Below are 24,504 nucleotides of genomic sequence, written 5' to 3'. Positions count from 1 at the left end.
ATATATAATTACGTCCCACTAGATTCATTGTAGCCGAGCTATTAGATTTATGCAAATAAAAAGAAGCGTTAAAGAATTAACGCTTCCAAAAGTTCGCCATAGCCAAAATTTCCATAGAGCAGCACTTTTTCGTGTTTCGTGAGCACTGGAATCATCAGCATATACTGTTCATGCAATTGTTCATCTTCTTCAATATTGATTTCCCGGAAGTCAATCGGGTAATCTTCCTGCAATAGCGTCAGTGCAGACTTGGCCTCTTCGCAAAGCCCGCAATTTGGCCGAGTATAGAGTGTATACATGCCATTCCTCCTTATTAGAAGCCTCGCCCGGCTCCGCCGCCTCCTGAAGAGCCGCCACCGCCGCCGCGGAAACCTCCACCGCCGGAACCGCCTCCGAAGCCGCCGCCAAAACTGCCGGGCCCGAAAAATCCACCGCGCCTCATCGTTCTGCCGCGGCCGCGACGTCCACGGCCGCCGCCTCCTCCCGTAAACAGGAACAACAAAACAAGTACGATCAGGAAGGTGATGACCGGCTGCATAAAGCCGCCTCCACCTTCACTGCTGCCTGGCGTCACTTCATTGAGCGGCTGGGGGCTAGCCGCTTCCCCGTCCCAGCCGTATTCCGCAGCCACTTCATTGTACAGTGCTTGGTACGTATTGAGGATCGCTTCGTCCGGCTGGTCTTCACGCAAATATGGAACGGCGTAATCATCCAAAATGCGCCCGACTTTTCCGTCAGGAAGCGCGCCTTCCAGTCCGTAGCCGATTTCGATGTAGATCTCGCGGTCTGTCATCGATAGCACGACCAGCACGCCGTTGTTCTCTTCCGCTGAGCCTACGCCATAATGGCGCAACGCTTCATTGGCGTAGCTTTCGATCGGCTCACCTTCCAAGGACTCGACGACCATAACGGCAATCTGTGCAGTTGTCGCGTCTTCCAGGCCAGCACCTAAGCTCTTGAGCTCGGCTTCCTGTTCTTCGCTCAAGACGCCCGCGATATCCTGAATGTAAATATCGTCAGTCAACTCCGGAAATTCTGCCGCCTGCACAGTTCCGGGGATCATCAGCAGCAACAAGAGCAAAACAGGAATTCTTCGGATCATTCTTCGTCAGTCCCAAAGTCCACATCCGGTGCATCTTCTGCCCCGGTATCAGCTTCGAAATATTCCTTTTCGTCAAAGCCGAAGATTCCCGCCACCATGTTGCCTGGGAAACTGCGAACTTCCCGGTTGAATTCCGTCACCGAGCCATTATAGTCCTGGCGGGCGACTGCAATCCGGTTTTCTGTTCCGGCCAGTTCATCGGATAATTGCTGGAAGTTCTCACTCGAGCGGATTTCCGGATAGTTCTCGACGACGACGAGCAAGCGGCTGAGCGCGCCGCTCAATTCGGCGTCTGCCTCGGCCTGTTCTTCGACTGATCCGGCATTCGCCATGCTCGAACGGGCTTCCGTGACACTATCGATGACCTCTTGCTCCTGGTCGGCAAAGCCTTTCACCGTCTCGACCAAGTTCGGGATGAGATCGAGCCTGCGCTGTAATTGACTTTCAAGTTGCGCGTACGATTGATTGACGTCCTCTTCCAATTGAACGAAATTATTATAGCTTGAACCGAATACGGCGATGGCAACGACGATCAGCCCAATCACCAATAGCAATGGAATAAGTAATTTTTTCATTTTCCCGTCTCCTTTTCTTTTACAATAATATTTTTTGTTTTCCCTGACTATCCGTTCCTTGAAACCCATTCCATCTGATTCTACGTTTCAGCCGCTAAAAAGATTCAACAAAAAACCGCACAGCCTTTAGCAGGCTGTGCGGTTTTTCAATTTTTACACCCTCGGAGGGAATCGAACCCCCATCTCAAGAACCGGAATCTTACGTGTTATCCTTTACACTACGAGGGCAAATGTTGTTCGCGACTTTTCTATTATACAAAAGCTTTCTTCTTATTTCAAGCGCCTATTTTCAATTCGTTAGATTTGACCTTCATTGACCATGATGTGTATGATGAATGTACGGCTGAACAGTGTTTCAGTAGCACTTACATTTACCCGAAGGAGGAAATTATCCATGAATTTAATCCCTACAGTAATCGAACAGACAAGCAGAGGCGAACGCGCTTACGATATCTATTCCCGCCTATTGAAAGACCGCGTTATCATGCTCGGCAGCGGAATCGATGACAATGTCGCCAACTCCATCGTTGCACAATTACTATTCCTTGAAGCGGAAGATCCGGAAAAGGATATTTCCATCTACATCAACAGCCCAGGCGGCAGCATCACAGCCGGTATGGCAATCTACGATGTTATGCAATTTATCAAGCCAGATGTCCAAACAGTTTGCATCGGCATGGCTGCATCCATGGGCGCTTTCCTTCTGGCAGCCGGCACAAAAGGCAAACGCTACGCATTGCCGAACGCTGAAGTCATGATCCACCAACCACTTGGCGGAGCTCAAGGGCAAGCGACTGAAATTGAAATCGCCGCAAAACGTATCCTGTTCTTGCGTGAGAAATTGAACCAAATTCTATCTGAACGCACTGGCCAGCCGCTTGAAGTGATTTCTCGCGATACAGACCGCGATAACTTCATGACTGCAGAACGCGCACTCGAATATGGTCTCGTGGACCAAATCATCACGCGCAACAAATTGCCGGAAAACCACGAAAAAGAAGAGTAAGTTACACAAAAAGAGCTGTCCCGCTTGCGGGGCAGCTCTTTTTTGGTGCTTAAAGCGCTTGGCTTTAAGCTTCTTTATCAATCAATTGCGCCAGCGCATCGACTGCCGATTCTTCATCGGCGCCGTCTGCCGAAATCGTCACGTTCGTGCCTTTGCTGACGGCCAGGCTCATGATGCCCATGATGCTCTTGGCATTGACTTTCTTGTCGCCTTTTTCCAAATAGACATCCGAACTATAGCGATTGGCTTCCTGTACGAACAATGCGGCCTGTCTCGCTTGTAATCCCGATTTCAATTGCACTTCCACTTGTTTTTCTACCATGCATATCCTCCTCCGAAAACTTGACTCTCACGCAATCTATAGAAAAGAGCAGCCGTTTTACCGGCTGATCGTTTCGCCTTTTCTCAACGACTCGGCAATCTCATCGATTTTCCGAAGCCTGTGGTTGACGCCTGACTTGCTCACTTTTCCTGTCGATACCATCTCGCCCAGTTCTTTCAGTGTGACATCCTGGTACTCTACACGCAAGCGGGCTATCTCTTTCAGGCGGTCCGGCAATTGGTCGATTCCGATCACTTGGTCAATAAAGCGGATGTTTTCGATTTGCCGCAGCGCTGCATCGATGGTCTTGTTCAAATTGGCCGTTTCGCAATTGACTAAGCGATTGACGCTATTGCGCATATCGCGGAGAATGCGGACATCTTCGAATTTCAATAGCGCCGAGTGGGCGCCTGTCAGGCTGAGGAAATCGGAAATTTTCTCCGCTTCCTTCAAATAGGTCACAAATCCTTTTTTCCGCTCGATCATTTTCGCGTTCAACTGGAAATGATTCATCAGGATAACCAGTGCTTCAGCGTGATCTTTATAGGAAGAATACACTTCCAAGTGGTAAGAGGACGTTTCGGGATTATTGACCGATCCTCCGGCCAAAAAGGCACCGCGTAAATAAGAGCGCTTGCAGCACGTTGTCGAGATCAGCTCAGGGGAAATATCCTGCTGAAATTGAAAGCCTTCCGACAAGATCAACAAATCCTCAAGCACAAATTTTGCGCCTTCCCGCAAGCGGCAAATATAGACATTGTTTTTTTTCAACCGCATCTTTTTGCGGACTAATAGTTCCACCGGATATGCTTTGTAGAAGCGCTTCAGCAAGGTATAGATCCTTCTGGCAATCGCGGCGTTTTCCGTTTGGATATCCAGGCTCAACTGGCGATTGGAAAATGACAGCGTACCGTTCATGCGGATCATCGCCGACAGCTCTGCCTTGCCGCAGCAATCGTCTACTTCAATCTGGGTCATTTCTTTTTTTGTTTCTGATGCAAAAGACAATTATGCCCCCCCTTTCAAGCTTTAGGAATACCGGCGCTGCGATGGTTCCTTTGTTTCGCTGCTGGTATATTCGAAAAGCCATTTCGCCACTTTCATCGGTTCATGCCGGACGGCTTCCCCGAAAATATTCGCAATGTCATGGCGATATACTTCAAGCCCCATATTTCTCAGGCGTTCTTCATCGTATTCCACCGGCCATGCTTTTTCTTTTTTGTATCTTTCAGCCACTCCTTGCGGCATTTGGACTTTATCGATCAGAATGGCATCGAGAAAGTTCACGCCTACATGGTCGTAAAGGGCTTTTACATGATCTGAAGCCGTATAGCCGTAAGTTTCACCCGCTTGGGTCATTAAATTGCAAATATAGATTTTTCTCGCCTTCGCCTCGAGCAGCGCTTTTTTGATATCCTTCACGAGCAAATTCGGCAAAATGCTCGTGTATAAGGAACCCGGCCCGATGACGATAACATCCGCAGATTGAATCGCCTGTATGGTATCCGGCAATGTCTTGACGCCGGCAGGTTCGAGGAATACACGCTTGATCGGCTGCAGATAGGCGGGTATTTTGGATTCGCCTTTGATGATGGTTCCATCTTCAAGCTCTGCGTTCAATGTGACCAATTGATTGGCGGCAGGCAAAACCGTACCGTTGACGTTCAAAACACGGCTCATTTCCCGGACCGCATGTGAAAAATCGCCTGTCAAATCAGTCAATGCCGCGAGCATCAGATTGCCCAGTGAATGCCCTTCCAAATCAAGCGAATGTTTGAATCGGTATTGGAACATTTCAGCCACCAATGGTTCGGCATCCGACAGCGCAGCCATGACGTTGCGGATGTCTCCCGGCGGTGGGATATCCAAGTCATCGCGTAAACGCCCGGAGCTTCCACCGTCATCTGCCACTGTCACAATTGCCGTCAAGTCGAGCGGAAAAGTTTTTAAGCCCCTCAGCAAAGTGGACAGACCGGTTCCGCCCCCGATGATTACGACTCGTTTTTGCTGGAGACTTTTTTCCATATGCTCAGCCCTTTCTGATTTTCACATCTCTATGCGTAATGCTGACTTTGTTGTTTTTCGATAGATATTTCCCGAAATACTCGGCAAGCGTCACGGATCGATGCTGGCCGCCTGTGCAGCCAAAAGCAATGACCAATTGTGCTTTGCCTTCTTGTTTATACTGGGGAATCATGAAATCGAATAAATCCTCAAGCTTACTCACCAGCGTCTGTGTTTCCTGCCATTTCAAGACATAATCGGAAACCGGCTGATCCAAGCCCGATTGTGGATTTAACTCTTCTATATAATAAGGATTTGGCAAAAAGCGCACATCGAACACCAGGTCGGCGTCAATCGGCATGCCATGTTTAAAGCCGAAAGACATCAAATTGACCGTAAAGACATTGCTCGTTTTCGAAGCAAAATCCGAGGTGATTTTCTCCTTCAGCTGGCGCGGGCTCATTTCTGACGTGTTATACATATAATGGGCCCGTCCTTGCAAGTCTTTCAGCATATCCCGTTCTTTTTTGATGCCGCCGAGAACAAGTCCGCCCGGTGACAATGGGTGGGAACGGCGTGTTTCTTTATAGCGGCTGACGAGGGTCTGGTTTTCCGCATCGAGAAACAGGATCGTGATCGCCACTTCCGGTTCTTTCGAGAGGTCATCGATTGCATCGACGAGGCTGGCGAAAAAATCGCCGCCGCGAAGGTCCATAACCGCTGCGACACGCTTCATCGATTTGCCCGAATCCCGCATCAATTTGATGAATGTCGGGAGGAGCGCCGGGGGAAGATTATCGATTGTGAAAAAACCGAGGTCTTCAAAACTTTGGATCGCCACTGTCTTCCCAGCACCGGACATGCCGGTGATGATGATCAATTCGGTTTCTTCGATATGCTTATCCATGCTGGCGATTCACCTCTTCGGTCGATGATTGGATGTTCTCTTCTAGCAGTTCGAACTCTGGCGTATAATAGAAGGTCCCGTATTGGACGCCTTCCTGATAGGCTGCAAACAATAGGTTCGTCCGGTCCCCTTCCGCCATCGGCAAGGTACGCAGGCTTTCTACCGGATGCCATTCGAGAATCCCTTCACGTGTTTCTTCGAATGGGATTCCCCGGAGCTGTGTCGCCCGGAATGTAAACAGCATCCACTCATCCACCGTCCGTCCGTGTTCTTGGATCATCATCGTATAAACGCCTTTCAAGTGAACGCCCAACGGCTCTGCATCCGTTTCTTCCCTGAATTCACGGATGGCCGCTTCATAAATCGATTCGCCGCTTTCCATTTTGCCGCCAGGGGCTACGTACCAATCCCTGCGCGGCTTTTTCATCAATAATACTTTGCCATTCTCTATTAGCAATAAATTCGCGATTCGCTGCACATTTGCCACTCCGCATCTAATATAAACTATTTTCATTATACATCTATCCTGGCGTGTCATGCAAAAGAATGCAAAAAAAGAGGCCACTCCCCGGACAATCCGGAAAGCAGCCTGTCAAAAATAACTATATAAAAAGGGGGTTGATTTACACTACTTACTATACCTCTTTTGCATGACAATGCTGTTACAAATGGATTAAGAAAGCGTTAAGCTTGCGCTTTTGAAGCAATTTTTTCGGCAAGCTCTTCCACGTAATGCTGGACGCTTTGCGCGGCGATGCTGCCGTCGCCAGTCGCTGTAACAACTTGGCGCAAAGTTTTATCCCGCACATCGCCTGCCGCGAAGATTCCCGGCACCGAAGTTTGCATTTCTTCATTTGTTTCGATATAGCCTAGGTCATTCAGGATGCCCAGTGATTCGAATGGTTTTGTCAATGGCAGCATGCCGATGTAGATGAACACGCCGTCCGCTTCGAATTCCCGTTCGGAATCGTCTTTTGTCGATACCAAGGTAACGCTGCCGACCTTGCCATCTTTATCGTGAATTTCTTTTACTGTGTGGCTCCAGATAAAGTCGATCTTGTCGTTGGCAAATGCACGGTCTTGGAGGATTTTCTGTGCACGCAATTCGTCTCTGCGGTGGACGATTGTCACTTTATCCGCGAAGCGTGTCAAATAAACTCCTTCTTCTACGGCAGAATCCCCGCCGCCGACAACGACCAGTTCTTTGCCTTTAAAGAATGCGCCGTCACACACTGCGCAATAGCTGACGCCGCGTCCGCCCAATTCATTTTCGCCTGGAATGCCCATTTTCTTATACTCGGCTCCAGTCGTCAAAATGATAGCGCGTGCTTTGTATTCTTTCGATCCGGCTTTGACGGTTTTGAATTCATCGCCGTCAATGATTTCAGTTACGTCGCCGTAAGCGTACTCGGCTCCGAATTTTTTTGCATGTTCAAACATTTTTGTGGACAAATCAGGACCGAGGATATGGTCGAATCCTGGATAGTTTTCAATTTCTTCGGTGTTGGCCATCTGTCCGCCGGGAATCCCGCGCTCGAGCATGAGCGTTGAAAGGTTCGCTCGGGACGTATAGACTGCTGCTGTCATGCCAGCCGGCCCTGCGCCGATGATTAACACATCATAAATATTAGTCGTTTCTGTCATTATAGGCCCTCCTCGTTATCACTAGCTAAATCGTAAAGCAATAAACTGCCGCCTTCAACTTTTATGCCTAGTCCTTGAAATTCGGCAAAAATCTGCTTAACTCATCGACATATTTGGCCATCGTGGCAGCAGACGTACCGAATTTTGCGGCAACTGCTTTTTTGGTGGTTTCCCGTTTTTCCGCCGATTCAACCATATAGCTTGCGGCAGCGGCAAGTGCTGCGGGATTGCGGAACGCATAATCGCCATCGAAAGCCTGTTCAGCCAACATGAACCACAATTGGAAAATGGCATCATTTTCGCGATCGACCATTCCTTTTTGGTAATACAAGCGCTCCGCTGTTTCCATCGCGCGCAAAAAGGCTTTTTCTTCTTTGACCGATTCGCGGAATGGGTGGCCGAGCGCATAGCCGAGCATATAGGTTTCCAAAACCGATGGCTGCTCGGATTTCAGCCAATTCGGATGCGAGATGATTTCTTGCTTATGGGAAGATTTCCCAAGCAGGAACAAACCGTAAATCCGCTCGCTTAAATGGGGATGGTCGAGTTTGTGGATGAGAAAATCGCGGTCGTGTTCGAGCGCATCGACATGCGGCATTACTGGCTGCTCTCCCCACGGTTCATAGCCTTCTTTTGCCGGGTCCATCCGCTTTAATTGCTCCCATGCATACTTTGCGGTTTCTTCATGGCCTGAATGATACGCGGCATGCGACAGCCAGAAGTAAAACGCCGGGTCTCCATCAAATCCACGCTTTTGAAGGCTCTTTAGCCAGCGGTATGCTTCTTTGTACTTGCCGACCAAAGCAAAGGTCGCGCCTAATTTATAGCGATGTTCAAAGACATAGGGCTGGATCTTTTTGAGCAAGCCGAGGATATCGTCCAATTCATCATTTTTCTCGTAATAATGGAACACCGCTAAATTGCATAAGGCATGAAGGTTGCCGGTGTTTCTGCGGAGCACTTCGTGAAGCAGCGATTTCGCCATTTCCGTTTCCCCGACATAAAAATACGCCAGTGCCAGGTTATTATAAGCCCCCCAGAAATCCGGCTTTTCCTCGATCACTTCTTCCAATAACTTGATCGCTTCGGGAAACTTGCCTTGTTCCATCAAACGGCGCGCTTTTTCCTGCAAGTAATAATACTCGCTATTATGGGCTTCGCCGTCATCATCGAACAGCTGCCAGTCTTCCTGCTCGGCAAAATCGATGATTTCCATCGCTTCCGCTGCATAGCTCCCGCGCGTATCTTTTTCAAGGTAATCCTTAGCATATTTTCGGGCATCAAAAAACAAGCCCAGATGTGCATGGACTTCAGCCAAAAAGAATAAAATATTCGGTTCTTCCGGATCGAGCTTATGGGCAGTGCGCAATTCATCCATTGCCAGCTCAAACTCCTGCCGCTCCATCAGCACCACTCCGTAATGCATGAGGATAAGCGGATCATCCGGAGTCAGTTCTTTTGCACGCTGTAAATACTTATACGCTTTATCGTATTGTTCGCGCTGCAGCTCCTTGAGTGCTTTTTGATAGTAAAATTCCCCTGTCGGAATGAATGATACGACGTTATCGAAATTTTTTCTTTTGTTTTTCTCCAAAATATGCCTCCGTAACAGGAAAAGGAACGATCGAAATCGCTCCTATCCCTAAATGTGCTGTTATTATAGCATATTTCCCTATTATTTACTTGTCCTTTTTTGCCGCGTGTCGTTCTTCGAGCACACCCGTCACTTCTTTGAAATCAACTTTCTGTTCCTGCAGCAATACGAGCAAGTGGTAAAGCAGGTCTGCGCTTTCCGTTGCCAATTCACGCGCATCTCGGTTTTTCGCAGCGATAATGACTTCTGCTGCTTCTTCCCCGACTTTCTTACAGATTTTATCGACGCCTTCTTCAAACAGGTAGGTTGTATAGGCGCCTTCCGGCATATCGGTTTCGCGTTGTTTGATCAACGCGCTGAGCTCGGTAATCATGTCTGATGCTGAGGCCGTGCGTTCCCCTGCCAATGTTTCATGGAAACAGCTTGCCTCTCCTGTATGGCAGGCCGGGCCGTTCGGGATCACTTCATAAATCAAGGAATCACCGTCGCAATCAATTTGTACGGATTGGATGCGCTGCGTATTGCCGCTGGTTGCTCCTTTATTCCAAAGTTCTTGGCGGCTTCTTGAATACAGCCAGGTTTCTTTCGTGTCGATTGTGCGCGTAACCGCTTCTTCATTGGCATAAGCCAAAGTCAACACTTGTTTTGTAGTTGCATCTTGCAATATGACTGGTACTAACCCATTTTCGTCGTATTTCACATTTGTCACCGGACATTCACTCCTTCTCGCTGCAGATACTGTTTCACTTCTCTAACGCTCGTTTCTTTATAATGGAAGATCGATGCCGCAAGAGCAGCATCTGCATCTGCCTGTTCGAATACTTGCTGGAAATGCTCACGGTTTCCTGCACCGCCGCTTGCGATGACAGGCACTTCGACAGCATCACGCACCGCCTTGGTAAGTTCGACATCGAATCCGTCTTTCTGGCCATCGCTGTCCATGCTGGTCAAAAGCAATTCCCCAGCCCCTAAAGCGACCGCTTTTTTCGCCCATTCGATCGCATCCCATTCGGTCCGGTTACGGCCTCCGTGCGTGTAGACGTCCCAGCTATCGCCGTTTCTTTTCGCGTCGATAGCGACGACGATGCACTGCGATCCGAAGAAATCTGCGCCTTCTTTGATCAGTTCCGGCCGGTCGAGCGCTGCTGTATTCAAAGAGACTTTATCCGCCCCTGCACGCAGCATGCGTTTCATATCATCAAGCGTCCGGATGCCCCCGCCCACGGTAAAGGGAATCGATAGTTCAGTGGCGACAATGCGCACCACTTCGACCATCGTCTCTTTGCCTTCATGGGAAGCGGAAATGTCCAGGAAGACCAATTCATCCGCGCCTTGTTCATCATAGAATTTAGCAAGTTCCACAGGGTCTCCTGCATCACGAAGTTCCACAAAGCTCACGCCTTTGACGACACGCCCTTCTTTAACGTCCAGGCACGGGATGATGCGTTTGGTCAGCATGACAGCGCCTCCTCAAGGGTGAAGCGGTTTTCATACAACGCTTTGCCGATGATGAGTCCAGCAATTGGGCTGTCACCAGCCGCTTGCTTGACCTGTTTCACATCATCGAGCGTTCCGATGCCGCCCGATACAATGACTTGCGAAGCGTCATCGGCGACGAGCTTCCGGTTGGCGTCGATATTCGGGCCGGCAAGTGTGCCATCTGTCGAGATATCGGTATAGATGAAATGCTTCGCCCCTTTTGAAGCAAAGTAAGCGGCCACTTCAGATGCCGGCTTATGGGAAGTTTCAATCCATCCTTCTGTCGCCGCCATCCCGTCTTTGGCATCGATGCCGATAACGATCCGCTCTGCGCCGAACTCTTCGATAAATGACGCCACCAGTTCTGGCTCCCTTACAGCCAAACTTCCGATAATGACACGGGAAACGCCATTCGATAAATAATGGTTGATGTCTTCACGGCTGCGGATGCCGCCGCCCACTTGGATGTTGGCATTGAGCTTCGCCGCTTCGATGACCACTTGATCGTTAATGCGGCTGCCGTCTTTCGCGCCGTCCAAATCGACCATATGGATCCACTTAGCCCCGGCTTCCACAAAACTTTTCGCCATTTCAACAGGCGAATCCGCATAGACCGTCTCCTGGCCATAATCGCCTTGGAACAATCGGACGCATTTTCCGCCCCTCAAGTCGATCGCCGGATAAATTTGAAATTCACTCATGAAAATCCCCCCTGACATTTGCAATCCACTGCGCCAATAAATAATGTCCGAACTCGCCCGATTTTTCCGGATGGAATTGCATCCCCGTAATCAATCCGCCGCCGACAACACCCGGCACTTCAAGCCCGCCGTATTCAGCTGTCGCGAAGACTTCTGCACGATCCGTCTCCGTCGCCAAAAACGAGTGGACAAAATAAACATGTGTATCTTCCAGTACATCTTCAAGCCAGTACGGCTGTTGTGTGAAGTTCAGGCGGTTCCATCCCATATGCGGGATGCGGTAATCGCCTTTCGGAAAGCGCCGGATATGGCCCTTCAATAAACCAAGCCCATTGACCTGCCTGCCTTCTTCACTGTCTTCATATAATAATTGCATGCCGAGGCAAATCCCGAGCAACGGAATCTTCTGCTCCGGAAGCGAACGGATGAATTCGGCTAAGCCTTTCTCCTCCAAGCGCTTCATGGCATCCGGAAAAGCGCCGACACCTGGAAGCAAAATCGCATCCGCTTCCGCCAAGACTTGTGCATCATCTGAGGTGATGACGGTGCATTCCAGTTTTTTCAATGCCTGTTCGACGCTGAATAAATTGCCCATGCCGTAATCAATGATGCCAACGATCATGTTAAAAGCCCCTTTGTCGACGGGACGCCTTCTACACGCGGGTCGATCATCGTCGCGTCATCGAGCGCGCGGGCAAGCGCCTTGAAAACCGCTTCGATGATGTGGTGCGTATTGCGTCCGTAATGGACGATGACGTGGACGTTCATACGTGATTCCAACGCAAACTTCCACAGAAATTCATGGACCAGTTCCGTATCGAATGCGCCGACTTTGGCGTTCGGGATATCTCCCCGGAATTCCAGGTGAGGGCGGTTCGAGCAATCGATGACCACTTGCGCGAGCGCATCATCCATCGGCACAAAAGCGTTGCCGTAGCGGCGCAAGCCTTTTTTATCGCCTAACGCTTCAAGCACGGCCTGGCCAAGGACGATGCCGATGTCTTCTGTCGTATGGTGATCGTCGATGTGGGTATCGCCATTTGCGTGGATACGCCCGTCGAACTGGCCATGCTTGATGAAAAGATCCAGCATATGGTCCATGAATGGCACTCCTGTATTGATATCCGCCTGCCCTTTTCCATCGAGTGAGAAGCTGACGGCAATTTCCGTTTCATTGGTTTTTCGCGTAATGTCCGATTTCCTCATGATTGACTCTCCTTTTTCCAAGCGCGCGATTCGACTGCACGTGCGTGTGCTTCGAGGTCTTCTAGCCGTGCGAGCCTTGCAATTTTTTCTTGATTTTCACGCCATGCCTGCTCGCTGTAATGGACGATGCTCGTCCGTTTAACAAAATCATAGACGGACAAAGCACTTGAAAAGCGCGCCGTGCTATTGGTCGGCAAGACATGGTTCGTGCCGGCAAAATAATCGCCGATCGGTTCCGATGAATAACGGCCGATAAAAATCGCGCCGGCGTGATCGATTTGTTCCGCTACCGCTTCCGCATCTTCTGTCATGATCTCCAAATGCTCTGGAGCCAATTGATTGGCAGCACGGATCAAATCAGCGCGGTTGTCCGCTACATAGATGGCGCCGTGGTCACGGATCGACGCCGCGGCAATCGCTTCGCGCGGCAAAGTGGTCAATTGGCTTTTCACTTGCTCAGCGACTTGTTCGGCAAGCGCACGGCTCTCTGTCAATAATACAGCACTTGCCAGCGGATCGTGCTCTGCTTGGGATAATAAATCCGCCGCCACTTCATCCGCATATGCGCTATCATCGGCAATAATGGCAATTTCGCTCGGACCTGCGATCATGTCGATCGCGACGTCTCCGTTCACTTCGCGTTTTGCAAGCGCCACGAAAATATTGCCGGGCCCGGTAATCTTATCGACCGGTTGGATCGATTCCGTGCCGTAAGCGAGTGCCGCGATTGCCTGTGCCCCGCCAGTTTTATATAGTTCTTCAATGCCAAGGATATGCGCTGCAACAAGCACGCCATCCGATAAATTCCCTTCGCTATCAGGCGGGGATACAACGACGATGCGCCCGACTCCGGCGACTTGTGCCGGAATGACGTTCATTAAGACGGAAGATGGATAGGCCGCTGTGCCGCCTGGAACATACAATCCGGCCGATTCGATTGCTGTGACGCGCTGGGCGACATACGACCCGTCCGCACGGTCCCGGCGATAGCCTTGTTGCTGTTGGCCTTCGTGATAGCTGCGGATATTGTCCGCCGCTTCTGTCAGGTCAGCCAGCAGTTGGGGATCAAAACGCTCCGCTGCTTGCTGGATTTCTTCTGGCGTCACCTTTAATGCAGACAACTCCGCTTTGTCCCATTTTTTTGAAAAGCGGAACAACGCGGCGTCTCCTTCTGTACGCACCGCTTGAATGATCTCTTTTACCGCTTGCAATTGCTGATCCGTGCCGTCGGCTAATTGGCGCCGAATCGACAGTTCATCTGTCAGGCGCTGGATGTTCATCGTCCCACCTGCTCACGCAGTTTATCGACCAATTCCGTAATGCGCTGTTGCTTCAAACGATAGCTTACGGGATTCGCGATGAGACGCGACGTGATGTCCGCGATTTTCTCATATTCCACCAGGCCATTGTCTTTCAACGTACGCCCGGTCGACACGATGTCAACGATGCGGTCGGACAAGCCGATCAACGGCGCCAATTCGATTGAGCCGTTCAATTCGATGATCTCGACTTGTTCGCCTTTGCTGCGGTAATAATGTGAAGCCACCGCCGGATATTTCGTCGCAATGCGCGGCGTCACTTCGTCCATTTCCGTATCTGGCAACCCGGCCGTCGCGATATAGCATGCGCTGATGCCGAGGTCCAATAATTCGTGTACGTCTCTATCGTGCTCGAGCAAGACATCTTTTCCGGCAATGCCGATATCCGCTACCCCGTGCTCAACATAAGTCGGCACATCCATCGGCTTCGCCAGAATAAAGCGGAATTTTTCATTCGGCGCTTCGACGATCAGCTTGCGCGAGTCGTCGAGCTCTTTTGGCAGGTCATACCCCGCACCGACTAATAGTTCATAGGCTTCTTCAAAGATTCTGCCCTTTGGCATGGCAATCGTCAATTCATCCATTGTGCAGCTCCTCCCCTCTGATGACTTCGGTGAACAAGGCAGTGAATGGCTCCAGCGCTTTAACGGCCGGTGCATACTGCAAGGTCACTCGTTTCCCTGAATTTCTTAGTTGTTGTGCTTTATCGAATGCATATTGCTCGTTTTGTTCATCGAATAAGATCAATGTGTGCGGTTGCTCTGCTTTTTCAGGTGCTACCGATTCCAGCAAACGGTCGACCCGCAACCCAAATCCGGTCGCGCCGACCTGCAAGCCAAACTGTTCCATCAAGCCGTCATAGCGCCCACCGCTGCCGAGTGGAAATCCACTGCCGGCTCCGTAGAACTCGAACACCAATCCTGTGTAATACGTCATGTGGCTGCTGAAGGAAATATCGAAAGTGACTGCATCCCCGAGTCCATTGCGTCCAAGCAATTGTTCAAGGCGCTCCATGTCGCGGTAAAGCTCGCGTTGTTCTTCGTTTTCTTCGTTGATCCACTGTTTCCAATCAGCTACTGTTGTTGCCTGCATCAATTTCAGGAACGATGCCAGTTTGCCTTCAGGGATCGGCAGCTCTTTTGCCAATTGCTCGACCCCTACACCGTTCTTCGCGACAAACAGTTCACGCACTTTGCCGCTTTGTTCCGCATCCAGCCCGAAATCTGCCAATATCAGTTCAAGCAGCCTCGTGTGCCCGATGACGGTGCGGGCAGAACCAACGCCCAATTCCTTCAGAATATCCCAAGCCAGGCTGATCACTTCCGCATCCGCATAAAGGGAATCATCGCCAATCAACTCGACGCCCATCTGCTCGAATTCTGCAGGGCGTCCGCCTTCGCGCTTTTGCGCACGGAACACATTGGAATAATAGCCGAGACGGATCGGCATTTTTTCACGCAATAATTTCGATGCCGCAACCCGTGCGATCGGGGATGTCATATCCGGCCGCAAGACGAGCGTCTTACCTTGGCTATCGAGCAGCTTGAATAACGCGTCATCTGAAATCGCGGAGATCTTCCCGATCGTTTCGTAGTATTCCAAAGTCGGCGTTTGCAGCAGTTCATACCCTGCCCGCTCGATCAATTGAGTGCCTTGTTTTCTTAAATCTGCTTTTTGCTTTGCAATTAAAGGAAAATCGTCACGCATGCCTAATGGTTTTTCAAACATTTCGATGGTCATCGTTGAACACTTCCTATTATCGGTTATTTCACTTTAGTTCGCTAGAGTGATGAATCGTTAAAGTGATTCTTATTTTAGCGCAAGCCGCTTTGGCTCGTCAAGCAAGGAGGATATAAAAAATCCTGAAAGCACTGAGCTTTCAGGATTTTGCTTGTCGATCGGCCATTTCTTCGGCTGTATAGATGATTTTCATCGGATTGCCGCCGACGAAAGCTCCAGCCGGTACATCTTTATGGACGAGCGTGGCAGCGGAGACAATGGCGCCATCCCCAATCTTGATGCCGGGCAAAATCGTACTGTTTGCTCCGATCATGACACGGTCGCCGATCAAGACGTCGCCGAGCCGGTATTCTTCAATCAAGTATTCGTGCGCAAGAATGGTCGTATTATAGCCGATGACGGTATTATCACCTACCTGTATGCGTTCCGGAAACATAACATCGGGCATGACCATCAGCGCAAATGACGTTTCCTTGCCGACCTTCATGCCAAGAAATTGGCGATACAGCCAGTTTTTCATCGGCAAAAACGGCGTATAGCGGGCCGTCTGGAGGACCAGAAAGTTTTTCGCGACTTTCCAGAACGGCACGGTTTTGTAGATATGCCAAAGCGAATTTGCTCCTTCAACAGGATATCGCTCGGTGCGTCTCATCTTACGCCCGCCTTCGTCAATTCCAACAGGTCGGAAATATGTTGCAGCATGAAATCCGGTTCAAAGCTCGCTAAAAACTCTTCTCCTTTTGCAGTCCATGCGACGCCCGCTGTGCGGACGCCGGCATTTTTGCCGCCTTCGATGTCATGTGAATTATCACCGATCATCAAGGCCTCTTGCTGATCCGCTTCCAATAAACGCAATGCCAGTTCAAGCGGCTCGGGATGCGGCTTCGGGTTCTGCACATGATCCAATGCCACCAAGACATCGAACACATCGTGCACGCCCATCAACTTCAAGCCGTGCAAGATCGTTTCTTCCCGTTTAGTGGAAACGATCGCCATTTTCAAGCCTCTGGATTTCAACGTCCGCAAAGTTTCTGCAACTCCGTCGTATTCAGACACCAACTCGTCATGGAGCGTCCGGTTTAGGCGGCGGTACTGATCGCTCAGTTCGTTGACTTTGCCCGGTGCGATTTTTGTAAAGGTCTGTTCCAATGAAGGGCCGATAAAATGCAAGACATCTTCCCGTCCGTATTCGCCCGGAAAATGTTCACCGAGCACCGACAGGAATGTCTGGATGATCAATTCATTCGTATCGAGCAAAGTTCCATCAAAATCAAACAATAAAGTCGTTATATCTTTGTTCATGTAGAGAGCACTTCCTTCCGATTGTCTTCAGCCCGACGCCATAGGTAAGAGATGAATATCGTCAAGGCGAGGGCGGTGATGACGCGAATCAGCAGCAGCGGCCAAATCGGGATGCCAAGCGGAATGAAAATCAAGGTATCCTCGACAATCGCGTGGCATGCCACCAGGAAGATAAAGGCGAGTGTCGCATCTTTCCGGCTGACGCCGTCTTCCTGAACTGCTTGGATCATCACACCTGCTCCCATCGCCAATCCGAAAATCAATCCGGAGGCGAGCGTCAATGAGGCGTTTTTCTCGACGCCGATCAGCTTAGTGAGCGGCCCCATCATATTTGAGATTTTCTGCAAATAATGGCGATCTTTCAATAGTTGGATCATCAGCATAAGCGGGATGACAATCATCGCCAGCTGAAGCACACCAAAACTTGCTTTTTCCAAGCCGAGCAAGAAGATGCCAAGCCATGTTTCCGGCGCAGCGGCGACTTCAGGCGCAAAGCCATATTGCGCAATTTCCCCGCCACCCGACCAGAATAAGTTAATTAAGATGCCGGACAAAGCCGCAAGACCGAAACGCACCACCAAGACGACCCACAAACGGACGCCGACTTTCAAGGCGACGCCGGTTTCGATAAAGATGTTATGGGAGAACGATAACATGACCGCCAGGATGAATACTTCTTTCACGGTCAGTTCAAGCGATAAAATTCCGGCGATTCCGGCATACAAATTGAGCGCGTTGCCGAGCACAAGCGGAACGGCCGCTTCGCCGCTCAGGCCGAATATCCCCATGACCGGTGCGATTAAATCGATGATAAATGGCAATACCGGCGTGAATTGCAGCATGGTGATGAGCAAAGTAATCGGGAAAATGATTTTCCCGAGTGACCACGTAGTCTTTAATCCGGCTTTCAAGCCATTTTTCACTGTCGACATTCAATCTCTTCTTTCCTAGTTATTTATCCAAATAGCGCGGTGGGTTTTTGATGGCCACGCGTCGGTAGATGATGAACGCAAGCCCAATAACGATCGCGATGACCGATACAAGTTGTGCAGCGCGCAATTCGCCAATGACATACAAGCTGTCAGTGCGCATTCCTTCAATGAAGAAACGGCCGACTGAATACCAAATCATATAGAAGAAGAACATTTCGCCGCGCACCAAATTAGCTTTTCGGAGCAGCAGCAAGATTATGATTCCCACCAAGCTCCACATCGATTCGTAGAGGAAGGTTGGGTGATAATAAGCTCCGTCTATGTACATATGATTGATGATCCAGTCGGGAATGAACAGATTCTCAAGAAACTGGCGAGAGACTTCTCCGCCATGCGCTTCCTGGTTGATGAAATTGCCCCAGCGCCCAATCGCTTGTCCGATTAAAATACTTGGCGCCAAAATATCCGCCACTTTCAAAAACGGCGTATTGCGGCGTTTCGTGAATATATAGGCGACGATGACCGAAGCAATCAACGCCCCGTGTATCGCAATCCCGCCATTCCAGATGGCGATGATTTGGGCGGGCTGGTCTTTATAATTTTCCCATTCGAACATCACATAATAAATACGCGCGCCGACAATGGCGAGTGGCACCGCCCAGATCAATAGATCGGTCAGATAATCCGGATGCAAGCCGCGCTTGACCATTTCTTTTTGGCCGACGAGAAATGCGATGACGATGCCGGTCGCAATGATGACGCCATACCACCGGACATCGATCGGCCCAATTGAAAACGCCACCGGATCGATCGCTGCTAAAACTGAATACATATAATGCACCTTCCCATTCGCTTAATTTGTATCTTGTGCGATTACATCATCAAGCCGCTTGGAGAATTCCTCAGCGGCATTGACCCCCATCCGTTTCAGGCGGTAATTCATCGCGGCTACTTCGATAATGACAGAAAGGTTGCGTCCTGGGCGTACAGGAATCGTTAGCTTCGTCACATCCGTATCAATGATTTTCATCGTCTCTTCCTCTAGGCCGAGACGGTCATAAGTTTTATCTTGATCCCAAATCTCGAGATCAATGACAAGTGAAATACGCTTAAAGTTACGTACGGCACTCGCTCCGAATAAAGTCATAATGTCGATGATGCCGACACCGCGAATTTCGAGAAGATACTCAATCAGCTTCGGCGGATGTCCGACAAGCGTACTTTCGCCTTCTTGGCGGATCTCCACGCAATCATCCGCTACGAGGCGATGGCCTTTCTTGACGAGTTCCAATGCGGTTTCACTTTTCCCGACGCCGCTTTTTCCGGTGATGAGTACACCGATGCCGTAAATATCGACCAGCACGCCATGTACAGCGGTCGTCGGAGCGAGACGGCTTTCTAGAAAGTTCGTCAGCAAACTCGAGAAGCGGGTGGTGGTCATATTCGTCCCGAGCACCGGCACGTGTTTTTCGGAAGAGGCAATGACCAATTCCTCCGGCACATCGACACCGTGGGAGACGATGATGGCGGGCGTATCCTCCGCACACAGTTTCATCATTCGGTCTAGCCGTTCTTCCGGTTTCAGCATGGCAAAAAACGATAGTTCCGTTTTTCCGAGCAATTGCATGCGGTTTGCAGGATAATGGGTGAAATAACCTGCCATTTCCAGTCCCGGTCTTGAAATATCACTGATGGCAATATGGCGCCCGATGCCTTCTTGGCCGCTGATCAGTTTCAAGCCGAACATCTCCATTACTTGTTTCACTGTTACTTGTCCCATAGTTTTCCCCTCATTCCCCCGGCTGCGCAAATTAGATCTTCCAAATAATTCCTTCGTTTTGCGGTCGGTTTGTTTTTATTTTAACATGGAAAAAAAGAAATTGAAGAATTTCGTCCCCTTTCTCGCCCTTTCCTTCTATATAAAGAATGAAGGGGGAATGTTAGATGAAGATTATCATTGATGCAGGACACGGGCCAGGGACGATCGGCAAACGCACACCTGATGGAAGGATGCGCGAATTCCATTTCAACAACGCGGTCGCTGAAGAAGTGAAAAAACGCTTGGCGGCGGATGGATACACGGTGTTGTTTAGCCACCAGCAAGACCGTGACGTCCCTTTGAAAGAAAGGACGAATTTCGCCAATCGGTCCGGCGCAGAACTTTTGGTGTCAATCCATGCGAATGCGTCAGGAAACAATTATAGCGCTGCACAAGGCATCGAAAGTTTCATCTATCCCGCCGCCCCTGCCCGGACGCGTAAATTTGGGCAGTTGCTCCAGGATTCGTTGATCTTATCGACGCAGCGGAAAGACCGCGGATTGAAAACAGCGGATTTCGCTATGCTGCGGGATACCACCATGCCCGCGGTTCTAGTGGAATGTGGTTTTATGACCCATAAGCATGAAGCGGCTTTGCTGCAATCCGATGACTATCGCAAGCGCTGCGCACGCGCCATCAGCTTTGCCATCACCTGCATGGAACGATAACGCAAAAAAGCCCAGTGGAGAAAATTCTCCACTGGGCTTTTTTTATGTGGTTCAGTCGATTGTCAAATAACGCACAAGGATCGAACCGGTTTTGGTTTCGCCGTAGACGAGCAATGGCCCGCCTGCTGACTCCACATCCCCTGTTTTTGTGAAATGCATTTTCTTCTGCATGAACTGGCCTTGTTCGTGGCTGCTGTTGATGTCAGGCAGCATGACGTCCATGCGTCCAAGGTTCGAAGAGACTTCTCCTCGCAGTGCCAAATGCTGCGGGATGTAAATCTCCACATTGCCCGCCAAAGTTTTCGCTTCGAGCTTTTTCGCCTCTTTGCTACGCGTCGTCGCAACGACATTGCCATTCAAGGACTTCGCGTCGATGTCTTCGATATCCCCATCGATGTAAATACGCCCATTCAAAGTTTCTGCTTCGACTTCGCGGCCTTTCACTTCCATCATCTGGATCGGACCATTAGCCGTTTCAAGCTCGGCTTCTTCAAATTGGATCGTTTTCAAGTCAATCTTGCCATTTGCGGTTTTGACTTTGATCAATGCCGAATCCAGGCGCTTCATCGTGAACCCGCCATTGAACAGACGGACGACAATTTGTTCAAATGCCGCTGCCGGCACATACAAGACGAGATTCACTTGCGTCGTTTTCAAGTCACTGATGATGCGCAATTTACGATCATCCGCAATGAAGACAAATTTCTCCAGAAAATCCTGTTTTGCCTGCTCCGGAGATTCTGCGCGGAATGCCTTGACGCTGCATTCTGCACGGATCGAACCGTCCTGTGAAGGGAACACTTCCAATTGCCCGTTAGCAATATCGGCAATGATCGTGTGGAGATCCGCACTTTCTTCCGTAAAGGTGTGTTCAAAACGCACGGCTTCACCGAATGGCGAATCGAATTCCATCGTTTTCAGCTTATCGGCGGATGTCTGCATGAACTGCATCATCCGGTCTCCGAGCTGATTGAAATCCTTGGACATGTTCTTGGAAAAATCCTTCGAAAAGTCTTTCGAGAACTTTTTGAACATGTCTTCCGGACGGAAGAATCCACGCTTGCCGCGTGAACTGCGGTAAGTTTCACGGCCGTAATCTTTTGAAGCATTGCCTGTTTCCCCGCCGTCGACCGCTTTCAATAGCTCAACCGCTTCACGTGCCGAGATTGTGCCATTTTCAACCATGTCCAAAATGCGTTCTTTTTCGCTTTGCATATCGTTTGGCCTCCTCTTCGGATTTCTGCCCTCGCAGAAATTCCTGTTCTACTTTAATGATACGTTTGGGTTGAGGGAAAGTTTCACTTTGCTTTTCTTTTCTTAGCGCTGGCCTTTCCGACCAGTTCTTTCATGCGTGCACGATCCCGCTCAAGAATCGGTTTTAAGTACATGCCAGTATAGGATCCTTCGACTTTAGCGATATCTTCCGGCGTACCAGTGGCCAAGATCGTGCCGCCTTTGTCCCCGCCTTCTGGGCCAAGGTCAATCAAGTAATCGGCCGTTTTGATGACATCGAGATTATGCTCGATCGTCAATACGGTATCGCCATTGTCCACAAGCCTTTGCAACACTTTCAATAAACGTGAAATATCATCGGCATGGAGCCCGGTCGTCGGTTCGTCCAAGATATAGAACGACTTGCCATTGGAGCGTTTATGCAACTCCGAAGCTAATTTGACACGCTGTGCTTCACCGCCGGACAATGTAGTCGCCGGCTGTCCGAGCGTTACATAGCCGAGCCCGACATCAACGATGGTTTTCAATTTACGGTTGATTTTCGGGATATTTTCGAAGAATGCATATGCATCTTCGACTGTCATTTCCAACACGTCTGCAATGTTTTTATCTTTGTATTTCACTTCCAGCGTTTCACGGTTGTAGCGCTTGCCGTGGCAGATTTCACACGGTACGTAAACGTCCGGCAGGAAATGCATTTCGATTTTGATAATGCCGTCGCCGCGGCAGGCTTCACAGCGCCCGCCTTTGACGTTGAAGCTGAAACGCCCTTTTTTATAGCCGCGCACTTTCGCTTCATTGGTCGTCGCGTAAACATCCCGGATATCATCGAATACGCCTGTATAGGTCGCCGGGTTGGAACGCGGCGTGCGCCCGATCGGTGATTGGTCGATATCGATGACTTTTTCCAGTTCCTCGATGCCTTCTACCGATTTATGCTGGCCGGGCTTGACCCGTGCCCGGTTCAGTTTATGGGCCAGTGACTTGTAGAGGATCTCGTTGATCAAGGTACTTTTCCCAGACCCCGAAACTCCAGTGACCGCCGTGAACAACCCGATTGGGATGTCGACATCGACATTTTTCAAGTTATTCGCAGAGGCGCCGCGGATTGAAATCTTCCGTTCGTTTGGCTGTCTGCGTTCAGCCGGCAGTGGAATAAACTTCTTGCCGCTCAAATACTGGCCGGTCAGCGACTTCTTGTTTTTCATCACTTTTCCGGGTGCGCCGGCTGCAATGATCTCGCCGCCGTGTACGCCAGCCCCAGGGCCGACATCGATGAGGTAATCCGCCGCCATCATCGTGTCTTCATCGTGTTCCACGACAATCAGCGTATTGCCGATATCGCGCATATTTTTCAATGTGCTGATCAATCGGTCGTTATCGCGTTGATGAAGGCCGATTGAAGGTTCATCGAGAATATAAAGAACGCCTGTCAGCCGTGACCCGATTTGCGTTGCCAGGCGGATGCGCTGTGCTTCGCCGCCTGACAATGTGCCCGATGCGCGGTTCAATGTCAGATAATCGAGCCCTACATTGATCAAGAAACCGACACGCTCTTGAATTTCGCGGAGGATCATAGTAGCAATCTGGCGGTCTTTCTCCGATAGCGTCAAGCTGTCGAAAAATGCTTGCGCTTCCGTAATCGAATATTCAACAACTTGACCGATGTGCAGGTCATTGACTTTGACAGCCAATGACTCCGGTTTCAACCGGTAGCCTGAACATGTCGGGCATGGCTGCTGGCCCATGAATTTTTCCATCATGTCCCGAATATAGTCGGAACTGGTTTCCCGGTAGCGGCGGTCGACATTCGCGAGTACGCCTTCAAAGAAAATATGGCTGTCGCGGATTTTGCCGTAATCATTTTCATAGCGGAAACGGATTTTTTCGTTATCGGAACCATGCAAGATGATGTTCACCTGTTCTTCAGGCAACTCTTTCATCGGCACGTCCATTTCAATTCCAAAATGGCCGCATACTGCCTGCAGCAATTGCGGGTAATATTGGGAACTCGTCGGGCGCCACGGGGCGATGGCATGGTCTGCGAGGCTGACATCCCAATCCGGAATGACCAGTTCAGGGTCGACTTCCAGTTTCATGCCAAGGCCGTCGCATTCAGGGCATGCCCCGAATGGCGAGTTGAATGAAAACATGCGCGGCTCCAATTCACCGATGGAGAATCCGCAAATTGGGCAGGCATGGTGTTCGCTGAACAGCAATTCCTCTTCGTCCATGACGTCCACCAGCACACGCCCTTCCCCAAGACGCAACGCAGACTCCAGCGAGTCGCTCAAGCGTGGGGCGATTCCATCTTTCATGATGACACGGTCGATGACCACTTCAATGGAATGCTTTTTGTTTTTATCGAGCGAAATATTATCGTCTAAATCGATGAGTTCGCCATTGATGCGGACCCGTACATAACCTTGTTTCTTAATATCTTCGAGCAGTTTCACATGTGTGCCTTTACGTCCTGATACGAGCGGCGCCAACACTTGCATGCGCGTCTTCTCCGGATATTCAACCAAGCGGTCGACCATCTGCTCCACCGTTTGGGAAGAAATTTCAATGCCGTGGTTTGGGCAGATCGGCTTGCCGATCCGCGCATACATGAGCCGGATATAATCGTAGATTTCCGTCACGGTCGCTACGGTCGATCTCGGGTTCTTGCTCGTGGTCTTTTGGTCAATCGAAATCGCCGGAGACAATCCTTCGATTAAATCGACGTCCGGTTTATCCATTTGGCCAAGAAATTGCCGTGCATAAGACGACAAGGACTCGACGTAGCGGCGCTGGCCTTCCGCATAGATTGTATCGAACGCCAGGGAAGATTTCCCGGAACCGGATAAACCGGTCATGACGACGAGCTTATCGCGGGGAATCGTCACGTCGATGTTTTTTAAATTATGGGCACGCGCGCCTTGTATGCGTATCTCTTGGTTTTTCAAGTC

Annotated in this window: 27 protein-coding genes and 1 tRNA gene; 2 read left to right on the top strand and 26 right to left on the bottom strand. The window is 50.0% G+C overall.

Translation table 11 applies throughout. From position 1 onward, the window contains the following. Positions 1 to 68 precede the first annotated feature (68 nt). The 4 genes from AUC31_RS04130 to AUC31_RS04115 all read right to left on the bottom strand — a co-directional run bounded on the left by AUC31_RS04130 (position 69) and on the right by AUC31_RS04115 (position 1,905). A complete protein-coding gene (locus AUC31_RS04130; RefSeq protein ID WP_058381247.1) occupies positions 69 to 299 on the bottom strand; it encodes a glutaredoxin family protein in 231 nt (76 codons plus the stop codon). Between the two features lie 14 nt (positions 300 to 313). Next, the gene (locus AUC31_RS04125) at positions 314 to 1,102 is read right to left on the bottom strand and encodes a TPM domain-containing protein (protein WP_058381248.1); all 789 of its coding nucleotides are present in this window, start codon (positions 1,100 to 1,102) and stop codon (positions 314 to 316) included. After that, a complete protein-coding gene (locus AUC31_RS04120) occupies positions 1,099 to 1,677 on the bottom strand; it encodes a LemA family protein (RefSeq protein ID WP_058381249.1) in 579 nt (192 codons plus the stop codon). Before AUC31_RS04120 ends, AUC31_RS04125 begins: the two co-directional genes overlap by 4 nt. 156 nt (positions 1,678 to 1,833) lie before the next feature. Then, positions 1,834 to 1,905, bottom strand: a tRNA-Arg gene (locus tag AUC31_RS04115). Between the two features lie 166 nt (positions 1,906 to 2,071). Between AUC31_RS04115 and clpP the strand changes: the two genes are divergently transcribed. After that, positions 2,072 to 2,683, top strand: a complete 612-nt coding sequence (gene clpP / locus AUC31_RS04110; RefSeq protein ID WP_058381250.1) for an ATP-dependent Clp endopeptidase proteolytic subunit ClpP — start codon at positions 2,072 to 2,074, stop codon at positions 2,681 to 2,683. 64 nt (positions 2,684 to 2,747) lie between these two features. Here clpP and AUC31_RS04105 read toward each other — a convergent pair whose 3' ends face one another. The 20 genes from AUC31_RS04105 to hprK all read right to left on the bottom strand — a co-directional run bounded on the left by AUC31_RS04105 (position 2,748) and on the right by hprK (position 19,613). Further along, positions 2,748 to 3,005 carry an HPr family phosphocarrier protein gene (locus AUC31_RS04105; RefSeq protein ID WP_058381251.1) on the bottom strand — a complete coding sequence of 86 codons (258 nt, stop codon included), beginning with the start codon at positions 3,003 to 3,005 and terminating at the stop codon, positions 2,748 to 2,750. 57 nt (positions 3,006 to 3,062) lie between these two features. Beyond that, the gene (whiA, locus tag AUC31_RS04100) at positions 3,063 to 4,013 is read right to left on the bottom strand and encodes a DNA-binding protein WhiA (protein WP_058381252.1); all 951 of its coding nucleotides are present in this window, start codon (positions 4,011 to 4,013) and stop codon (positions 3,063 to 3,065) included. Positions 4,014 to 4,034: 21 nt separating this feature from the next. Continuing rightward, positions 4,035 to 5,030: a gluconeogenesis factor YvcK family protein gene (locus AUC31_RS04095; protein ID WP_058381253.1), complete on the bottom strand. Its 996-nt coding sequence runs from the start codon at positions 5,028 to 5,030 to the stop codon at positions 4,035 to 4,037. Positions 5,031 to 5,034: 4 nt separating this feature from the next. After that, complete coding sequence (gene rapZ / locus AUC31_RS04090) at positions 5,035 to 5,916, bottom strand: RNase adapter RapZ (protein WP_058381254.1); 882 nt, start codon at positions 5,914 to 5,916, stop codon at positions 5,035 to 5,037. After that, a complete protein-coding gene (locus tag AUC31_RS04085; protein ID WP_058381255.1) occupies positions 5,909 to 6,394 on the bottom strand; it encodes an NUDIX domain-containing protein in 486 nt (161 codons plus the stop codon). The genes rapZ and AUC31_RS04085 overlap by 8 nt, the downstream gene beginning before the upstream one ends. A gap of 206 nt (positions 6,395 to 6,600) precedes the next feature. Further along, positions 6,601 to 7,560 (bottom strand): thioredoxin-disulfide reductase, encoded by a 960-nt coding sequence (trxB, locus tag AUC31_RS04080; protein WP_058381256.1) that lies wholly within the window; start codon positions 7,558 to 7,560, stop codon positions 6,601 to 6,603. 67 nt (positions 7,561 to 7,627) lie between these two features. Next, a complete protein-coding gene (locus AUC31_RS04075) occupies positions 7,628 to 9,154 on the bottom strand; it encodes a tetratricopeptide repeat protein (RefSeq protein WP_335339132.1) in 1,527 nt (508 codons plus the stop codon). An 85-nt stretch (positions 9,155 to 9,239) separates the two neighbouring features. Further along, positions 9,240 to 9,863: a bifunctional phosphoribosyl-AMP cyclohydrolase/phosphoribosyl-ATP diphosphatase HisIE gene (hisIE, locus tag AUC31_RS04070; RefSeq protein WP_058381258.1), complete on the bottom strand. Its 624-nt coding sequence runs from the start codon at positions 9,861 to 9,863 to the stop codon at positions 9,240 to 9,242. After that, entirely contained in the window at positions 9,860 to 10,612 is a 753-nt protein-coding gene (gene hisF / locus AUC31_RS04065) for an imidazole glycerol phosphate synthase subunit HisF (protein WP_058381259.1), read from the bottom strand. The genes hisIE and hisF overlap by 4 nt, the downstream gene beginning before the upstream one ends. Further along, positions 10,606 to 11,334, bottom strand: coding sequence for a 1-(5-phosphoribosyl)-5-[(5-phosphoribosylamino)methylideneamino]imidazole-4-carboxamide isomerase (hisA, locus tag AUC31_RS04060; RefSeq protein ID WP_058381260.1), 729 nt, complete (start codon positions 11,332 to 11,334; stop codon positions 10,606 to 10,608). Before hisA ends, hisF begins: the two co-directional genes overlap by 7 nt. Next, entirely contained in the window at positions 11,327 to 11,956 is a 630-nt protein-coding gene (gene hisH / locus AUC31_RS04055; protein WP_058381261.1) for an imidazole glycerol phosphate synthase subunit HisH, read from the bottom strand. Before hisH ends, hisA begins: the two co-directional genes overlap by 8 nt. Continuing rightward, positions 11,953 to 12,540 carry an imidazoleglycerol-phosphate dehydratase HisB gene (gene hisB, locus AUC31_RS04050; protein ID WP_249222073.1) on the bottom strand — a complete coding sequence of 196 codons (588 nt, stop codon included), beginning with the start codon at positions 12,538 to 12,540 and terminating at the stop codon, positions 11,953 to 11,955. Before hisB ends, hisH begins: the two co-directional genes overlap by 4 nt. Continuing rightward, positions 12,537 to 13,820 carry a histidinol dehydrogenase gene (gene hisD / locus AUC31_RS04045; protein ID WP_058381262.1) on the bottom strand — a complete coding sequence of 428 codons (1,284 nt, stop codon included), beginning with the start codon at positions 13,818 to 13,820 and terminating at the stop codon, positions 12,537 to 12,539. The genes hisB and hisD overlap by 4 nt, the downstream gene beginning before the upstream one ends. Continuing rightward, the gene (gene hisG / locus AUC31_RS04040; protein ID WP_058381263.1) at positions 13,817 to 14,443 is read right to left on the bottom strand and encodes an ATP phosphoribosyltransferase; all 627 of its coding nucleotides are present in this window, start codon (positions 14,441 to 14,443) and stop codon (positions 13,817 to 13,819) included. The genes hisD and hisG overlap by 4 nt, the downstream gene beginning before the upstream one ends. Beyond that, positions 14,436 to 15,599: an ATP phosphoribosyltransferase regulatory subunit gene (locus tag AUC31_RS04035; protein ID WP_058381264.1), complete on the bottom strand. Its 1,164-nt coding sequence runs from the start codon at positions 15,597 to 15,599 to the stop codon at positions 14,436 to 14,438. Before AUC31_RS04035 ends, hisG begins: the two co-directional genes overlap by 8 nt. A gap of 139 nt (positions 15,600 to 15,738) precedes the next feature. Next, complete coding sequence (locus AUC31_RS04030; RefSeq protein ID WP_058381265.1) at positions 15,739 to 16,251, bottom strand: acyltransferase; 513 nt, start codon at positions 16,249 to 16,251, stop codon at positions 15,739 to 15,741. Continuing rightward, positions 16,248 to 16,901: a pyrophosphatase PpaX gene (gene ppaX / locus AUC31_RS04025; RefSeq protein ID WP_058381266.1), complete on the bottom strand. Its 654-nt coding sequence runs from the start codon at positions 16,899 to 16,901 to the stop codon at positions 16,248 to 16,250. The genes AUC31_RS04030 and ppaX overlap by 4 nt, the downstream gene beginning before the upstream one ends. Beyond that, positions 16,898 to 17,833 (bottom strand): nucleoside recognition domain-containing protein, encoded by a 936-nt coding sequence (locus AUC31_RS04020; RefSeq protein WP_058381267.1) that lies wholly within the window; start codon positions 17,831 to 17,833, stop codon positions 16,898 to 16,900. The genes ppaX and AUC31_RS04020 overlap by 4 nt, the downstream gene beginning before the upstream one ends. Before the next feature lie 19 nt (positions 17,834 to 17,852). Next, positions 17,853 to 18,665, bottom strand: coding sequence for a prolipoprotein diacylglyceryl transferase (lgt, locus tag AUC31_RS04015; RefSeq protein WP_058381268.1), 813 nt, complete (start codon positions 18,663 to 18,665; stop codon positions 17,853 to 17,855). Between the two features lie 21 nt (positions 18,666 to 18,686). Next, on the bottom strand, positions 18,687 to 19,613 hold the full coding sequence (gene hprK / locus AUC31_RS04010) for an HPr(Ser) kinase/phosphatase (protein ID WP_058381269.1): 927 nt from the start codon (positions 19,611 to 19,613) through the stop codon (positions 18,687 to 18,689). 164 nt (positions 19,614 to 19,777) lie between these two features. Between hprK and AUC31_RS04005 the strand changes: the two genes are divergently transcribed. Further along, positions 19,778 to 20,320 (top strand): N-acetylmuramoyl-L-alanine amidase family protein, encoded by a 543-nt coding sequence (locus tag AUC31_RS04005; RefSeq protein WP_058381270.1) that lies wholly within the window; start codon positions 19,778 to 19,780, stop codon positions 20,318 to 20,320. A 51-nt stretch (positions 20,321 to 20,371) separates the two neighbouring features. On the opposite strand, the gene AUC31_RS04000 is transcribed toward AUC31_RS04005, so the two are convergent. Together AUC31_RS04000 and uvrA are read right to left on the bottom strand one after the other, a co-directional pair. Next, the gene (locus tag AUC31_RS04000) at positions 20,372 to 21,535 is read right to left on the bottom strand and encodes a DUF4097 family beta strand repeat-containing protein (RefSeq protein WP_058381271.1); all 1,164 of its coding nucleotides are present in this window, start codon (positions 21,533 to 21,535) and stop codon (positions 20,372 to 20,374) included. A gap of 83 nt (positions 21,536 to 21,618) precedes the next feature. Next, positions 21,619 to 24,501: an excinuclease ABC subunit UvrA gene (gene uvrA / locus AUC31_RS03995; RefSeq protein WP_058381272.1), complete on the bottom strand. Its 2,883-nt coding sequence runs from the start codon at positions 24,499 to 24,501 to the stop codon at positions 21,619 to 21,621. Positions 24,502 to 24,504 lie beyond the last annotated feature (3 nt).

The sequence above is a fragment of the Planococcus rifietoensis genome (assembly GCF_001465795.2).
GTDB lineage: Bacteria > Bacillota > Bacilli > Bacillales_A > Planococcaceae > Planococcus > Planococcus rifietoensis.
Note: the sequence above shows the minus strand (reverse complement) of the source record. Positions and strands in the feature narration are given on the sequence as shown.

Bases quoted from the DNA above. Each gene is read 5' to 3' on its own strand.
- rapZ (WP_058381254.1), bottom strand. From the start codon at position 5,916: ATGGATAAGCATATCGAAGAAACCGAATTGATCATCATCACCGGCATG.
- ppaX (WP_058381266.1), bottom strand. From the start codon at position 16,901: ATGAACAAAGATATAACGACTTTATTGTTTGATTTTGATGGAACTTTG.
- AUC31_RS04095 (WP_058381253.1), bottom strand. From the start codon at position 5,030: ATGGAAAAAAGTCTCCAGCAAAAACGAGTCGTAATCATCGGGGGCGGA.
- hisB (WP_249222073.1), bottom strand. From the start codon at position 12,540: ATGAGGAAATCGGACATTACGCGAAAAACCAATGAAACGGAAATTGCC.
- AUC31_RS04105 (WP_058381251.1), bottom strand. From the start codon at position 3,005: ATGGTAGAAAAACAAGTGGAAGTGCAATTGAAATCGGGATTACAAGCG.
- AUC31_RS04120 (WP_058381249.1), bottom strand. From the start codon at position 1,677: ATGAAAAAATTACTTATTCCATTGCTATTGGTGATTGGGCTGATCGTC.
- hprK (WP_058381269.1), bottom strand. From the start codon at position 19,613: ATGGGACAAGTAACAGTGAAACAAGTAATGGAGATGTTCGGCTTGAAA.
- AUC31_RS04125 (WP_058381248.1), bottom strand. From the start codon at position 1,102: ATGATCCGAAGAATTCCTGTTTTGCTCTTGTTGCTGCTGATGATCCCC.
- hisD (WP_058381262.1), bottom strand. From the start codon at position 13,820: ATGAACATCCAGCGCCTGACAGATGAACTGTCGATTCGGCGCCAATTA.
- AUC31_RS04035 (WP_058381264.1), bottom strand. From the start codon at position 15,599: ATGACCATCGAAATGTTTGAAAAACCATTAGGCATGCGTGACGATTTT.
- trxB (WP_058381256.1), bottom strand. From the start codon at position 7,560: ATGACAGAAACGACTAATATTTATGATGTGTTAATCATCGGCGCAGGG.
- AUC31_RS04130 (WP_058381247.1), bottom strand. From the start codon at position 299: ATGTATACACTCTATACTCGGCCAAATTGCGGGCTTTGCGAAGAGGCC.
- AUC31_RS04020 (WP_058381267.1), bottom strand. From the start codon at position 17,833: ATGTCGACAGTGAAAAATGGCTTGAAAGCCGGATTAAAGACTACGTGG.
- hisA (WP_058381260.1), bottom strand. From the start codon at position 11,334: ATGAGTGAATTTCAAATTTATCCGGCGATCGACTTGAGGGGCGGAAAA.
- clpP (WP_058381250.1), top strand. From the start codon at position 2,072: ATGAATTTAATCCCTACAGTAATCGAACAGACAAGCAGAGGCGAACGC.
- AUC31_RS04030 (WP_058381265.1), bottom strand. From the start codon at position 16,251: ATGAGACGCACCGAGCGATATCCTGTTGAAGGAGCAAATTCGCTTTGG.
- hisH (WP_058381261.1), bottom strand. From the start codon at position 11,956: ATGATCGTTGGCATCATTGATTACGGCATGGGCAATTTATTCAGCGTC.
- hisF (WP_058381259.1), bottom strand. From the start codon at position 10,612: ATGCTGACCAAACGCATCATCCCGTGCCTGGACGTTAAAGAAGGGCGT.
- hisG (WP_058381263.1), bottom strand. From the start codon at position 14,443: ATGGATGAATTGACGATTGCCATGCCAAAGGGCAGAATCTTTGAAGAA.
- AUC31_RS04000 (WP_058381271.1), bottom strand. From the start codon at position 21,535: ATGCAAAGCGAAAAAGAACGCATTTTGGACATGGTTGAAAATGGCACA.
- lgt (WP_058381268.1), bottom strand. From the start codon at position 18,665: ATGTATTCAGTTTTAGCAGCGATCGATCCGGTGGCGTTTTCAATTGGG.
- AUC31_RS04005 (WP_058381270.1), top strand. From the start codon at position 19,778: ATGAAGATTATCATTGATGCAGGACACGGGCCAGGGACGATCGGCAAA.